The 13,903-nt window shown below is 70.1% G+C and carries 13 protein-coding genes; 8 read left to right on the forward strand and 5 right to left on the reverse strand.

What is annotated here, in order from left to right; all coding sequences use genetic code 11:
• Window positions 1-44: 44 nt before the first annotated feature.
• Window positions 45-473, reverse strand: coding sequence for a hypothetical protein (locus ACFJGU_RS01885; protein WP_382307142.1), 429 nt, complete (start codon window positions 471-473; stop codon window positions 45-47).
• Between the two features lie 349 nt (window positions 474-822).
• Here ACFJGU_RS01885 and ACFJGU_RS01890 point away from each other — a divergent pair, with 349 nt between their 5' ends.
• The 3 genes from ACFJGU_RS01890 to ACFJGU_RS01900 all read left to right on the forward strand — a co-directional run bounded on the left by ACFJGU_RS01890 (window position 823) and on the right by ACFJGU_RS01900 (window position 5,381).
• Window positions 823-1,569, forward strand: a complete 747-nt coding sequence (locus tag ACFJGU_RS01890; RefSeq protein ID WP_382307144.1) for a cohesin domain-containing protein — start codon at window positions 823-825, stop codon at window positions 1,567-1,569.
• The gene (locus tag ACFJGU_RS01895) at window positions 1,566-3,470 is read left to right on the forward strand and encodes an amidase family protein (RefSeq protein ID WP_382307145.1); all 1,905 of its coding nucleotides are present in this window, start codon (window positions 1,566-1,568) and stop codon (window positions 3,468-3,470) included. Before ACFJGU_RS01890 ends, ACFJGU_RS01895 begins: the two co-directional genes overlap by 4 nt.
• A 225-nt stretch (window positions 3,471-3,695) precedes the next feature.
• On the forward strand, window positions 3,696-5,381 hold the full coding sequence (locus ACFJGU_RS01900; protein ID WP_382307147.1) for a hypothetical protein: 1,686 nt from the start codon (window positions 3,696-3,698) through the stop codon (window positions 5,379-5,381).
• Here the strand turns inward: ACFJGU_RS01900 and ACFJGU_RS01905 are convergent.
• Window positions 5,365-6,306 carry a hypothetical protein gene (locus ACFJGU_RS01905; protein WP_382307149.1) on the reverse strand — a complete coding sequence of 314 codons (942 nt, stop codon included), beginning with the start codon at window positions 6,304-6,306 and terminating at the stop codon, window positions 5,365-5,367. The genes ACFJGU_RS01900 and ACFJGU_RS01905 overlap by 17 nt on opposite strands.
• Window positions 6,307-6,505: 199 nt before the next feature.
• Between ACFJGU_RS01905 and ACFJGU_RS01910 the strand changes: the two genes are divergently transcribed.
• Window positions 6,506-7,729: an LCP family protein gene (locus ACFJGU_RS01910; RefSeq protein WP_382307151.1), complete on the forward strand. Its 1,224-nt coding sequence runs from the start codon at window positions 6,506-6,508 to the stop codon at window positions 7,727-7,729.
• Window positions 7,730-7,791: 62 nt separating this feature from the next.
• Complete coding sequence (locus tag ACFJGU_RS01915) at window positions 7,792-8,160, forward strand: hypothetical protein (protein ID WP_382307152.1); 369 nt, start codon at window positions 7,792-7,794, stop codon at window positions 8,158-8,160.
• A gap of 33 nt (window positions 8,161-8,193) precedes the next feature.
• On the opposite strand, the gene ACFJGU_RS01920 is transcribed toward ACFJGU_RS01915, so the two are convergent.
• Entirely contained in the window at window positions 8,194-9,405 is a 1,212-nt protein-coding gene (locus ACFJGU_RS01920) for a cupin domain-containing protein (protein ID WP_382307154.1), read from the reverse strand.
• Between the two features lie 84 nt (window positions 9,406-9,489).
• On the opposite strand from ACFJGU_RS01920, the gene ACFJGU_RS01925 reads away from it, so the two are divergent.
• From ACFJGU_RS01925 to ACFJGU_RS01935, 3 genes are all read left to right on the forward strand, one after another.
• On the forward strand, window positions 9,490-10,143 hold the full coding sequence (locus tag ACFJGU_RS01925) for a VOC family protein (protein WP_382307155.1): 654 nt from the start codon (window positions 9,490-9,492) through the stop codon (window positions 10,141-10,143).
• A complete protein-coding gene (locus ACFJGU_RS01930) occupies window positions 10,143-10,439 on the forward strand; it encodes an MmcQ/YjbR family DNA-binding protein (protein ID WP_382307156.1) in 297 nt (98 codons plus the stop codon). The genes ACFJGU_RS01925 and ACFJGU_RS01930 overlap by 1 nt, the downstream gene beginning before the upstream one ends.
• Window positions 10,440-10,537: 98 nt before the next feature.
• Window positions 10,538-11,497, forward strand: a complete 960-nt coding sequence (locus tag ACFJGU_RS01935; RefSeq protein ID WP_382307158.1) for an exonuclease domain-containing protein — start codon at window positions 10,538-10,540, stop codon at window positions 11,495-11,497.
• 209 nt (window positions 11,498-11,706) lie between these two features.
• Here the strand turns inward: ACFJGU_RS01935 and ACFJGU_RS01940 are convergent, their stop codons facing one another.
• On the reverse strand, window positions 11,707-13,245 hold the full coding sequence (locus ACFJGU_RS01940; protein WP_382307160.1) for an MDR family MFS transporter: 1,539 nt from the start codon (window positions 13,243-13,245) through the stop codon (window positions 11,707-11,709).
• A gap of 140 nt (window positions 13,246-13,385) precedes the next feature.
• Entirely contained in the window at window positions 13,386-13,832 is a 447-nt protein-coding gene (locus ACFJGU_RS01945) for an SRPBCC domain-containing protein (RefSeq protein WP_382307162.1), read from the reverse strand.
• Window positions 13,833-13,903 lie beyond the last annotated feature (71 nt).

The following is a 13,903-nucleotide window of genomic DNA, read 5'->3' on the forward strand; positions in this document are numbered from 1 at the left end:
GAACGCCCCCGCGCGAGCAGGGGCGTCCGATCAGGCGGGCGATGTCACATGCTCGTCATCATGGTCTTCATGGACGCCATCATCGCCTCACAGGCCTCTGCGCAGTTCACGCACACCTGAGCGCACATCTTCGCGGTGGCGTTCGACTCCCCCATCGCCATGCACTCCTCCGCGCAGGCACGGCACATCGCGGCGGTGGCCGTGAGCATCGACATCATCGCGCTCATGCCCATCTCACTCGTCGCCATCGGGCGGAGCATCATCCGCATCATCGTGTTGCACATCTCAGCGCAACTCATGCACAGGCTGGAGGCCATGCCCTCCGCGGCCATCGAACCGGCGCACATCGTGCACGCCTGCTCGGCGGCGGAGCACGCCTCGATACAGCGCTGCATCATCATCATGTCCATGTCGGCCATGGGGCCCTCCATCTTCTCGGAGAGCATCGTCATCATCGTGGTCGTCTCGTTCATCGGTTGTCCCACCTCTCGTCGGCGTAAGAGGCGGTCTGCCTCGTCCTGGCCTGCCGTAACAATTCGTAATAATACGCCGCGACCACCCCTTCAAAGGGGAACCGGCAGAATTCCGGCCCCAGTGAGAACATCCGGTGATTTCGTTACATCCGTGAAACACATCGGAAACTGATCGGGTGCTCTGCGATCGCTAGCGTGAGCCTTCCTGAGCCACATCCCGCAACGCCTCTCAGGTCGCTGTGCGGCGCCCGCCCTCTCCTTCGGCCGGCCGCCCCGCTCCGGATCAGCGACCCGACCACCGGGGCTCCTCCGGCGCGCCCGAACGCGCGCCGTGCGGGACGTGAAACCGATGAGAAAGAAGGACCGCGTGCCCCTGCACGACCACACCCCGCCCCGGCGGCGACTGCGAACCGCGGTGCTGACCGGCGCCGTCGCCGTCGGCCTGTCCCTGCTCGGCGCGAGCCCTGCGCTCGCCGCCCCGACCACCGCCTCGGTGGCCTTGACCGCGACCCCGTCGGTCACGGTGGGCGAGACCGTCGACGTCGATCTCGGCCTCGTCGGCGCCGCCGACGTCTACGCCTACCAGATCACCGTCAGCTACGACCCCGCCCTGTTCGACTACGTCGCCGGCAGCGCCACCGCCCCGGACGGCGGCTACGACACCGTCAAGGAGACCGAGGGCAGCGTCACCCTCGTGCATTCCCGCCTCGGCACGTCCCCCAGCCTCGCGGGAGACGTCGCGGCCTCGCTGCAACTGACCGCCCTCGCGAGCGGAACCGGATCGGCCTCCCTCGACGCCGCCTCCGTCACCCTGGTCGACCCGGCCGGCGAGACCACGACGCTGACGGATGCCGCCACCGCCGCCGTGGCCATCGCACCGCTCCCCACCGAGACGCCTGCCCCCACCCCGTCGCCGACGGCGACGACCACGCCGGGCGGTGACACCGACCCGGGTTCCACGACCACCGCCGGATCGGGCAGCGGATCGCTCGCCGCCACCGGTTTCGGCATCGGCGCTCTCCTCGTCGTCGCCGCCGCAGCGGTCGCCGCCGGCGTGCTCGTGCTCCTCCGTCGCCGGACGGCGGGTTCGCGATGAGCATCCGATCCGCCAGCGTGCACCAGCCCGACCAGCGCCCCACCAGCCCGCAGAGGACGACCGTGATTCGACGCACCCGCACCCGCACGACCGCCGCAGCTGCGCTGGGCATCCTGGCGACCGTCGCCGCCGGCGCCCTCGCCGCGGCACCCGCCAACGCCGACCCGGCGCCGGCTCCCGCTACCGCCGCGTTCCTGGCGCCGTACTACACGGCGCTCGACCTCACCGGCGACCAGCAGGTCACGCAAGCCGACCTCGGCGTGGTCGGCGACCACCTCGGCGCCACGACCGCGTCTCCCGATTGGGCGAGTGTGGCGACCGCCGACGTGGACGCCGACGGCATCCTGACGGTGGCCGACCTCGCCGCCGTGTCGGAGCGGATGATCTACGACGACGGCCCGTTCGACCTCATCGAAGCCTCGGCCATCGACATGCAGGCCGCGATGAACGCCGGCGTCACCACCTCGGTGGCCATCACGCAGGACTACCTCGACCGCATCGCGGCCTACGACCGCACGGTCGTGGCCCCGGGCGACGGCGCACGCGCCCTCAACTCGATCATCACCACGAGCGACGTCGCGCTGCAGGCGGCGGCCGACGCCGACGCCGAGCGCGCCGCGGACGGCATGACGAGCCCGCTGCTCGGCGTGCCGATCGCGGTGAAGGACAACTACGACACCGCCGACATGCCGACCACCGGCGGATGCGGATGCTGGGACGACAACCAGACCGCGACCGACGCGGCCATGATCACGGGTCTCCGCAACGAAGGCGCCGTCATCCTGGCCAAGGCCAGCCTCGACGAGTTCGCCTTCGGCTTCGTCTCCGAGTTCTCCGCCTTCCAGCCGGCCGGCACGAGCACGCTCGTGGCGAGCCCGTACAACACCACGCAGACCGCCGGCGGTTCGAGCGGTGGAACGGGTGCCGCGATCTCCGCGAACCTCGCGGGCATCGGCTTCGGCACCGACACCGGCGGCTCGATCCGGGTTCCGTCCTCCTACAACCAGCTCGTCGGCATCCGCCCCACGGTCGGTCTCACCAGCCGCGACGGCATCATCCCGCTCGCGCTGAGCCAGGACACCGGTGGCCCCCTCGCCCGCAGCGTGACGGATGCCGCGGTGGCGCTCGACGCGGTCGTGGGCGTCGATCCGTCCGACCCGATCACCTCCGAGCAGGAAGGGAAGGTGCCCGACTCGTACACCTCGTTCCTCGACCCGACCGCCCTCCAGGGTGCGCGGATCGGCTACGTCGCGTCGATGATCGGGTCGAACCCCACCACCGTGCGACTGTGGAACGACGCGAAGGCCACCCTCGAGGCGCAGGGCGCCACCGTGGTGGAGATCACGCCGCCGGCCGATTTCTCGAAGGTGCTCGGTGAGTCCAGCGGAAGCACCAACGAGTTCAAGCACGACCTGAACGGCTACATCGCGGCGCACCTCGACCCCGATGTCACCGCCCGGTCGCTCCAGGGCATCCTCGATTCCGGCAAGTACGTGCCGTCGCGGCAGGGCACCTACAGCTCGCGGGACAAGATCACCGAGGAGACCTACCAGGCCTGGGCCGGACCGACGGGAAGCCACACCACGGCCATCGCCACCGGCAACGCGCTCGTCACCTCGATGATGGACGAGCAGGATCTGGACGCGCTGGTCTACCCCTCGGCGAACCCCTACGGCACGCAGAGCACCAACCTGCGGCTCAGCCCGAACACCGGGATGCCGGCGGTGACCGTGCCGATGGGCCAGTCGATCGACGCCGACGGCACCGTGGCGGGAGCGGGCGTGAACCTGGAGTTCCTGGGTCACGACTACGCCGAGGGCACGCTGATCGGCCTGACCTACTCCTTCGAGCAGGCCACGCACGCGCGCACCACGCCCGAGGCGTACGGTCCGCTCGGCTAGGCCGAAGCGCCATCCGGCACCTCGGGGTGCTCGTGTCGTCGCGAGAGCGCGGCACGGGCACCCCGACGTGCCTGCGGCGGCCCTCGCGGTGGACTCCGGCCGCGACGGTGTCGGAGCGCCCGCGTAGCATGGACGGCGGTGCTATCCGGCAGACGACGTGAGACAGGAACGGCCCGCCGCGCTCGCGGCGGATCGCTCGGCCCGCCGCGGGTCGCCGCTCTGGCGATGGCGGTGGCGAGCGTGCTGCTGGTGTCCGCCTGCGTCACCGGGGGCGACGGGGATGCGTCGCCCGGCACCGTTCGCACCTCGGTTCCCCCGGCCGCAGCCACCGTGCTCGGCGATGCGGATGCCGCGACCCTCGCCCTCTCCGCGAGCGCCGCCGTGTTCGAGGAGGCGCCGCTGGTCGTGATCGCCCCGGCCGGCGATCCGGAGGCGCAACTCCTCGCGGCCGCGGCGAGCGTGCCCCTCGGCGTGCCGCTGCTCCTGGCTTCCCCTGCCGACTCCTCGCCGACGGCGGACACCTCGTCGACCCCGGCCCCGACCTCCGCCGCAGGGAAGATCGACGGCGAACTCGAGCGCCTCGGCACCGCGCGTGTGCTCCTCGTGGGCGACACCGGCTTCGTGTCGCACGGCGACGTCGAGGTCACGGCGGTCGCCGTGGAGGCCACGGCCGACGCCGTCGGATCGGCGACGGGCCTGATGCTCGACGACTCCGTCACCGGCGCCGGCGGGTCCGGCGCCGATGACTCGGACACCGACTCCGACAGCCCGGTCGCCGTGGTCGCTGCGCTGCCGACCCGGGCCGTGCCCTATCCGGACGCCGGCGCCGGGCCGGCTCCGATGGGTCCGCCGCCGGCGCGCGCGGCCGCCCTGGGCAGCGCCCTCGCCCTGGTCGACGACGACCCGCGCTCGCTCGCGGCCGCCGCCACGATCCGGGCCGCTCGCGCCGGCATCCAGGTGGTCTCCGACCCCCCGCCCGATCTCCTCGACGATCCGGTGATGATCGACCGGCTGCACGACGCGGACCCGGATGCCGCGACCGTGCTGCTCGTCGGCCCGGGGTTCGCCGCGCAGCCCGCCCCCGACTGGTCGGTGCGGGTCGCCCGCACCGACGCGCAACTCCCGGGCGGCGGACTGCGCCTGTTCGGCAGCCACCGCTTCGTGGCGCTCTACGGCACGCCCGGCGCGGCGGTGCTCGGCGTGCTCGGGGAGCAGGACGTCGCGGGCACCATCGCACGCGCCCAGCAGGTGGCCGCCCAATACGACCCCCTCTCCGACATTCCGGTGATCCCCACGCTCGAGATCATCGCCACCGTCGCGGCCGGCGACGCGGGAGCCGACGGTGACTACTCGAACGAGCGCGACGTCGCCACCCTCGAGCCCTACGTCGCCGCCGCGGAGGCCGCCGGGATGTCGGTGGTGCTCGATCTTCAGCCCGGCCGCACCGACTTCCTCACCCAGGCGAAGCTCTACCGCTCACTGCTGGAGCATCCGAACGTCGGATTGGCCCTCGACCCGGAGTGGCGGCTCGGCCCGGGCCAGGTTCCCCTCGAGCAGATCGGCAGCGTGTCGGCCGCCGAGGTGAACGCGGTGGCCGAGTGGCTCGCCCAGCTGGTGAACACCGATTCGCTGCCGCCAAAGATGCTGGTGCTGCACCAGTTCCGCTCGTCGATGATCGGCGACCGCGCCTCGCTCGACCTGACGCATCCGGAGCTCGAATACCTCCTCCACGTCGACGGCCAGGGTGCCCAGCCGGACAAGCAGAACACCTGGAACGCCCTGCACGAGGGTGCGCCGCCGGGCGTGGCCTGGGGCTGGAAGAACTTCTACGACGAGGATGCCCCGATGCTCACCCCCGAACAGACGATGACGACGGTCGCGCCCGTGCCCGATTTCATCTCGTACCAGTAGGCGGGCTCTGCTCGGCCCAGCGCAGCACGCGGAGTGCACGCAGGGTGACCCAGCGGCTCGGCCGGCCGTCGCCGCCCGGCTCCATCACGAGGTGCTGATGACTGAGTTCGGGGTCGCGAAGAGGCCAGCGTCCGCTGGGGTCGCGGCGCCGGCGCACCAGGTCGAGCCCCTCCTCGAGCCGCGGATCGGGCTCACCGCCGGCCGCCCGGAAGTAGTCGAGCCCGCGCAGCACGTCGTAGTCGGAGCCGTCAGGGAAGGCGAACCTGGTCCACACCGGATCGATGATCTCACCCGTGCGACGCGCCCGCAGGAGATGCCGCTCGAGCAGGTAGTCCTCGCCCCGCCGACGGGCCGCGAGCAGCTCCGGCCGGGACCCCAGCGCCTGCTCGGCCGCGAGCAGACCCTCGAGCACGCAGATCGTGCTGTGGAACGAGGAGCGCGAACTGAGCGGGGCATCGCAGTTCCAGCCTCCGTCGTCGAGCTGTTCGTCGAGAAGGCGCCGGATCAACGACTCAGAGATCTCGCCGAAAACGGCGCCGATCAACAGCACCCGGCCATTGATGCAGGGCTCTTCCTCTCCCTCGAAGAACGGCGAGTCGCCGAACTCAGGACCCCAGGTGACTCCGTCGCGGGTGCGGGCGATGGCCCGGCGCACGACCGGTGCCTGCGGATCGGGGCCGAGCGCGCGCAGCAGGTGCAGCGTGTAGAGGTCGAACCGCCAGCGGTCGCGCAGCTCGGTGCCACCCCACCCGCCGTCGGGCGTCTGCTCGGCCAGCAGCTGCGCGCCCCAGCCTTCGTCGACCACCCGCGCGCGTTCGGCCGCTACGGTCTCGGCAGGCGCATCCGTCAGATCGCGCAGCACCTGCCAGCGCAGAGCGGGATCGGAGTCGAGGAGCCACTCGATCACCGCGTCTTCGTGTGCCATGGCATCCCTTTCGTCGATCGAAGCGGATGCTCGGGAGCGTAGGACCACTCGTGTCCAGCGGCAACACCGGGAGCGAGAAGTCTGGGAAACGGCAGAGCCGGCGTGCACGAGGTGAGGGAATGTCGCTAGCCTCGACGAGACCCGGATCGGCGAATCCGGAGACCCGCCGGGCGCGGGCGCGAACGAACGAGGGGGCCGGATGGACCAGATGCGACACGGGCGGCAGAAGACACCGTCGGCGATCGGATCTGTGCTGCGGTTCCTCGGCGTGGCTCTCGCCGTGGTGGCCATCAGCTCGGTCGCCGTGGTGGCCTACGCGGTCACCAACATCACCAAGACCATCAGCGACAACGCCGTCGACATCGGCGGCGCGACCCCGCCCCCTCCGCCCCCTTTCCTTGGCGCGTTCGACGGCGGGTTCAACATGCTGATCGTCGGCACCGACAACGACGCCAACCAGGGTGAGGACTACGGCGAGCGGGATGCCACGCTGAACGACGTCAACATCCTCCTGCACGTCTCCGCCAACCACCAGGACGCCGTGGTGGTGAGCTTTCCCCGCGACCTCGTCATCCCGCATCCGGAGTGCCACGACCCGAAGACCGACGAGTACTTCGACGCGATGAGCGCCCAGCCCTTGAACGAGGCGTACAGCCGAGGCGGCCTCGGCTGCGTGGTCGACACGATCACCAACCTCACGACGGTGCCCATCCAGTACGCCGCCGCCACCTCCTTCAACGGTGTGATCGAGATGACGAACGCGGTCGGCGGCGTCGAGGTGTGCCTCGTCGACCCGATCTTCGACCCCGACTCGGGTCTGGACCTGCCCGCAGGTCTCAGCACGGTGGAAGGACAGACGGCGCTGGCGTTCCTGCGCAACCGGCACGGCGTCGGCGACGGCAGCGATCTCTCCCGCATCGGTTCGCAGCAGCAGTACCTCTCGTCGCTGCTGCGCAAGATCCGTTCCGAGAGCACGCTCTCCGACCCCACGAAGATCTACGGCCTGGCGACGGCCGCCTCACAGAACATCACCCCCTCGACCTCGCTCCAGGGCATCGACTCGATGGTGTCGCTGGCACTCACCCTGAAAGACGTCGACCTCAGCAAGATCGTCTTCGTGCAGTACCCGGTGTCGGCCTACGTCGAGGACCCCAACAAGGTGCAGCCGGTGTACTCGCTCGCCGAGGAGCTCTTCTCCCGCGTGCTCGCCGACCAGCCGTTCACCCTGCCGGCCGACTCCGCGGCTCCGGGCACCACGATCGCCGGCGGCGACACCCCGCCCACCGAGGCGCCGCCCGCCACCGACGCGGCACCGCCGGCGTCGGAGGCGCCCACCGATGTCGCGGAGACCCCTGACGTCATCGAGGGCCTGAAGGGGCAGACCGCGGCCGAGCAGACCTGCTCCACCGCCTTCTCCGGCTGACCCGACGAAATCTCCCGCCGAAGTCATTGCCGCGACCGCCCCGATGGGTGGAAAGTGGACGGGTGACCGAGTACACGACATCCGCGAACGACGTGACCTCGCGCGCTGTCGAGATCCAGCGCATCATGCGCACGGGGACCATCTGGACCGCGGCGGGGTCGATCGCCCCCGGCCTCATCCTCGGTCCCCTGCTCGCCTCGGGCTGGCGGCCGACCGAACTGCCCCTCCTCGGGGCGACGGCGTGGTGGGTCGGGGTGCTGGCCGCCGCGATCGGGCTCGCCCTGCTCGTCTGGGCGGGGTGCCCGGTCCTGGCCTTCGGACTCGACGAGGCCTATACGCAGAAGGTGCTGAGCATCCGTGTCGGCATCGTGCTCAACCTCAGCGGGATGGCACTCGCCGGTCTCGCCGTACTGCTCTCCCCCGGCGGCTGACCGCCGAAGGAGACCGCCGAGGGAGAACGCCGCTCAACGGAGCGGGGTGATGCCCTGCGTGCCCCGGGGGAAGGTCGCGAGCACCTCCGCGGGGATGTTGAGGTGCTGCGATACGAGCGAGGGCGGCAGGTGGCTCAGCCAGTTCGCGAGCGACACCTCCTCGTAATGATCGCTGCGGAAGGTCTCGAGGAAGATGAGCGTCTCGTCACCGGTGTTCTCGACGTAATGCCCCAGGTTCCGCTTCACGACACCCACGTCCCCCGGCCGGAAGTCGGTGGTGTTCGCGTGCGGCCCGGTGTTGTACACCGTCATCCGGCCCTGGCCCTTCAGCCAGTACTGCCACTCGTCGGCGTTGGGATGCCAGTGCAGCTCCCGCATCGATCCCGGCTCGATGGTGACCAGACCGGCGGCGATCGTCTTCGACGCCGGGAAGTTGCTGCTGTCGGCGATCTGGATGCGCCCTCCGCTGTTCTCGAACACCGGCGTCGAGCGCGACAGACGGAAGATCACCGCCTCCGTGCCCGGCACCACGCCGGCCGCGGCCCGGTCGGCCTCGAGATCGCCCGGCTCGTCACCGGGGAAGATCCAGAGGTTGTGCAACGGGATGTCGCGGAACACCTCTTGCGCCACCCCGAAGTTCTTCGCCAGCACCTCCGGGGGCGTGTGGGCGAACCAGTCCGTGAGCAGCAGGGTGTTGGACTCCGACTGCGCGCCGTCGTCGAAGGCCAGAACGAACTCCGCGCCATCCGGGCCCATCCCCTGCAGCGAATGCGGCAGGCCCGGCGGGAAGTACCAGAGATCACCCTCCTGAACGTCGTCGACGCTCGGCAGGCCCTCGCGGCTCAACGTCGTGATGCGGCAGTTGCCGCGGGTCATCAACGCCCACTCCGCGGTCTGGTGCCAGTGCAGTTCCCGGATGCCGCCCGCCTCCAAGTACATGTTCACGCCCGCGATCTCGTCCGAGATCGCGAAATCCGGCTGCGTGAGCTCCCGCGCCCACCCGCCCCGCTGCACCCGCCGTGGCGAAATGTTGAACGACGACCAGAAGAAGGGCTGCGTGCTGATGTCCGTCGGCGGTGCGTCGATCTGGTTCGGGAACTGACTCTCGATGACCGGATTCTGCGGCCCCGTCATCCGGGTGCTCGCCGGGTCGCCGGCCGTGTTCACGATGCCCTCCTGGGGCAGGTCCGGGTCACCGAAGTCGGGCGACTCGTGGTGGGGGGTCGGCTCGTTGCTCTGGTCCATCGATCTCTCCTCGTCGCAGATGGGGTGGCTCAATCCTGTTCTCCGAGGCGGGAGAGCGTCTACCCTCGACTTATGGAGCAGTCGATGAACGACCGCATCTCGCCCCGCGAGTTCCGCGCCTCCGAGGGAGTCTCGGATTGGCGCGTCGTCTTCGACGGCGCCCGGGCGCACTTCTCCTCGGGCTCGTTCGAGAAGGGCGCGGCCCTCGTCTTCGCCATCGCCGAACTCGCCGACGCGGCCGACCACCACCCCGACGTCGAGCTGCGGTACTCCTCCGTCACGGTGCGCCTGATCAGCCACGACGTCGGCGACATCAGCCGGCGGGATCTCGCCCTGGCACAACGCATCTCCACGGCGGCCGACGAACTCGGCATCGTCGCCGACCCCTCCCGGGTGCAGGTGGTGCAGATCGCGGTCGACGCGCTCGACATCCCGGGCGTGATGCCGTTCTGGGCGGCCGTGCTCGGCTACCGACAGGAGGGCGACGAGGACGTCGTCGATCCGCTCGGCCATGGTCCGAACGTGTGGTTCCAGCAGATGGACGCGCCCCGACCCCAGCGCAACCGCATCCACATCGACGTCTCGGTGCCGCGCGACGAGGCCGAGCGACGCGTCGCGGCGGCGGTCGCGGCGGGCGGCACGATCGTGAACGACGCCAACGCACCCGCGTACTGGACCCTGGCCGACCCCGAGGGCAACGAGGTCGACGTGGCGGCCTGGCGCGACGACAGCGACTGATGTCCCTCGTCGACGGTGCTGCGCTGGCCCTCGAGCTCTCCGGGGCGATCGAGGTGCCGCACCACGACCGTCGCGCCTTCAAGGTCTCGCGGATCTTCGCCTCACTGCCACGCGACGGGCTCACGATGAACGTCGGACTCGCTCCGGAGGAGCAGGCGATGTTCTGCCGCAACAGTGCGGCATTCTCTCCCGCGAACGGGGCCTGGGGAAAGCAGGGCTGGACCGTGATCGACCTCGCGGCCGCCTCGCACGACGAGGTCGCGGCAGCCCTCGAGTTGGCGCACGCTCGAGCCTGACCGAGGGCCCCGGGCCTGTCGCGGGCGCGTCCTCCCTCCGATGTCGGTCGCTCTGGTTAGCCTCGAAGGGCAGCACCCCACGACCCGAGAAGAGCACCATGCCCGGCTTCGCCACGATCGACTTCGAGACCACCGGGCTGTTCCCCGGGGGAAGCGATCGGGCCATCGAGGTGGCGGTCGTGCACTCCGATCCGGACGGCACGATCACCGGCCGGTGGGACACGCTGATCAACCCGGGCCGTGATCTCGGGCGGCAGGACATCCATCGCATCACGGCCTTCGAAGCCCGCCAGGCGCCGACGTTCGGCGAGATCGCTCCCGAACTGCTCGACCTGCTCTCGGGCCGAGTCATCGTGGCCCACAACGCGAGCTTCGACACCCGCTTCCTGCTCGCCGAACTCGAGCGGATGGGGTACTCGCACTGGGACGAACTGGTTTCGCTCTGCACGATGCGGCTCGCGAAGGAATACCTACCGCCCGGCGCCCGGCGGTCGCTCGCGGAGTGCTGTGCGACCTTCGGCATCGAGCTCGACGGCGCGCACCGCGCCTCCGTCGACGCGGAGGCCACCGCCCTGCTCCTGGCGGCCTACATCGACCACACCGAAGACCGCTCGGGGTGGGACGAGTATCTCGCCCGCGGTCTTGAGCACAGCTTCGCCCGCATCCCGTCGCCCGGCGCGCCATGGTTCCCCCGGGAACGGGCCTGGGAGAGCGCCGGGTACACCGCGGCGCCGGCCCGGCGAGCGGATGCGCCTCGACGCCGGGTGCCCACGTTCGTCGATCACCTCGCGGCCCTCGACCGCGGGCGTCCGCCGCGGGGCTTCGCGCTCGGCGCCGGCGATCACATCGCGCTGACCGGATCGATGTCGCGACCGCGCGAGGAGTGGAACGCCATCCTCGCCGGCAGCGGACTGGTGCCGCGCAGCTACGTCACGAAGCAGGTGAAGGTGGTCGCGGCCGCCGACCCCGACTCGCTCTCCACGAAGGCGCGGCGGGCTCGGGCGTACGGCATCCCTGTGGTGAGCGAGAGCGCCCTCACGGCATTGCTGGGCCTCTGAGACCACGACCCGCGTGCGGAATCGGATCGGGCGAGTAGGGTCGGCGGCATGTCCACAGAACCGCCGCCCACACTTCCGCCCGAGCCGCCCACTCCTCCGCCCGGCGCTCCCACCGAGCCGCCGCAGGCGCCGCCGGAGCCCCCGCAGTTCTGAGCCGGGACCCCGCAGAGACCCAGGGCGGGAAACCCAGGGCTCGTGCCCGATCGAGCTCAGTGCCCGATCGGCACACCCTCGGCCGCGCCGCCCGCTTCCTCGTCGAGCAGTCGCTGCTGCTCAGGCGTGAGCGTCGGCGGACGCCGCACGAAGAACGCCGCCACCACGCCGAGCAGCGAGATGATGGCGCCGCAGAGGAACGCGGCCTGGATGCCCGCCGCCGTCGACGAGATCACCGACTCGCCGGCCGACTGATGGGTGAGCGCCACACCCGACATCACGGCGATGAACAGCGCGGTTCCGGAGGCACCGGCGAGCTGCTGCACGGTGCCGACGATCGCCGAGCCGTGCGAGTACAGCCTCGGCTTGAGAGCCCCGAGACCCGCGGTGAACAGCGGCGTGAACATCAGCGCGAGGCCGATGCTGAGCGTCACGTGTGCCACGAGCACCCACCACGGCGACGTGTTCTCGTTCACCATGGTCAGGCCCCAGAGCACGCCTGAGACGATGATGGATCCGGGAACGAGCAGCACGGTCGGCCCGAACCTGTCGTAGAGCCGCCCGACGAACGGCGCGAGCACGCCCATCACGATGCCACCGGGCAGGAGCAGGAGGCCTGTGGTGAGGGCATCGAGCTGGAGCACGTTCTGCATGAAGAACGGCAGCACGATGATGGTGCCGAACAACGCCATCATCGACACCGCCATGAGCAGGATGGCCACGGTGAAGGTGCGCGCCTTGAAGGTGCGCAGGTCGAGCAGGGCACGATCGGTGCGCTGCAACGCGATCTGCCGCAGCACGAAACCGGCGAGCGCCACGAGCCCGACGATCAGCGGCATCCAGCTGCCGAGGAAGGTGGCCGAAGCGCCGCCGATGTTGCTCAGGCCGTAGACCAGGCCGCCGAAACCGAAGGCCGACAGGATGATCGAGAACACGTCGATCGGCACCACGCGGGGCTCCGTCACGTTCTTGACCCGCACGGCGCCGAGGATCAGGGCACCGATGGCGATCGGCAGCACGAGGATGAACATCCAGCGCCAGCTGAGCGTGCTCAGGATGATGCCCGAGATCGTGGGGCCGATGGCCGGAGCCACCGAGATGACGATCGAGATGTTGCCCATGGTGCGCCCGCGCGTCGCCGGCGGCACCAGGGTCATCACCGTGGTCATCAGCAGCGGCATCATGATCGCGGTGCCGGACGCCTGCACCACGCGTGCCGCGAGCAGCACCTCGAAGCCGGGCGCGAGCGCGGCGATGAGGGTACCGGCGCTGAACAGCGACATCGCGGCGATGAAGATCGGGCGGGTGTTGAAGCGCTGCAGCAGGAAGCCGGTGATGGGGATGACCACCGCCATGGTGAGCATGAACGCGGTCGAGAGCCACTGCGCGGCGACCTCGGTGATGCCGAGGTCGACCACGAGATGCGGGATGGCCACACCCATGATGGTCTCGTTGAGGATGACGACGAAGGTCGCCACCAGCAGCAGGTTGATGACGAGCCGGTTGCGGCGGGCGATGTGGTCGCCGGCGTCGGTCGCGCCGGTGCTCGACGGAGCGGAGGCGGCCTCGGTGGCGTGCAATGAGCTATCGGTCACGGAGAAGTCCTGTCGAGATGAGACGGGCAAGAGGATCGGCGGAGCCGCTGTCAATGGAGAACGCGATTCGTACTCTTCCGTATTCCACCGACATCGGAATCAGTTCAATGTGAACAGTGTACACATTGCGAGGCGGGTCGTCAGGATTCGAGCAGCTTCTTGAGACTCTCGAGCAGATAGTTCCAACCCGGAGCGATCTCCCGGTCGAGCACGCTCCCGGGCATCACCCCGGAGTGCGTGAGTGTCACCCGCGTGCGCTGCGCGTCGGCGATCCCGTCGAGCTCCTCGAGCACCCATTCCACGCGGGTGCCCTCGTGCTCGCGCACCTCCTCCGACCACACCGGATGGAAGGTGGTGGCCAGCCGGTGCGGCGGATCGACCACGAGCACCTCGCCGAGGACGTCGGGCAGACCGCGCTCGTCGAGGTAGCCGATCGGGGCCCCCACCTCCCAGGTCGACTCGACGGTGTTCGCGAACCACCACTCCGTCGTGTACTCCGGCGAGGTCAGCGCCGTCCAGACCAGGGCGGGCGCCGCGTCGATGGCGATGGTGAACTCGCGGGTCACGGTCTCGGCTCCAGATGACATGCCCCCATTCTCCACAGGCTCTCGCCGGCGGTCCACACCCGACCAGGACCTCTTGCGCAGCGGGGCGCCGC

This window comes from Herbiconiux sp. UC225_62 (assembly GCF_042694625.1).
Classification (GTDB): domain Bacteria; phylum Actinomycetota; class Actinomycetes; order Actinomycetales; family Microbacteriaceae; genus Herbiconiux.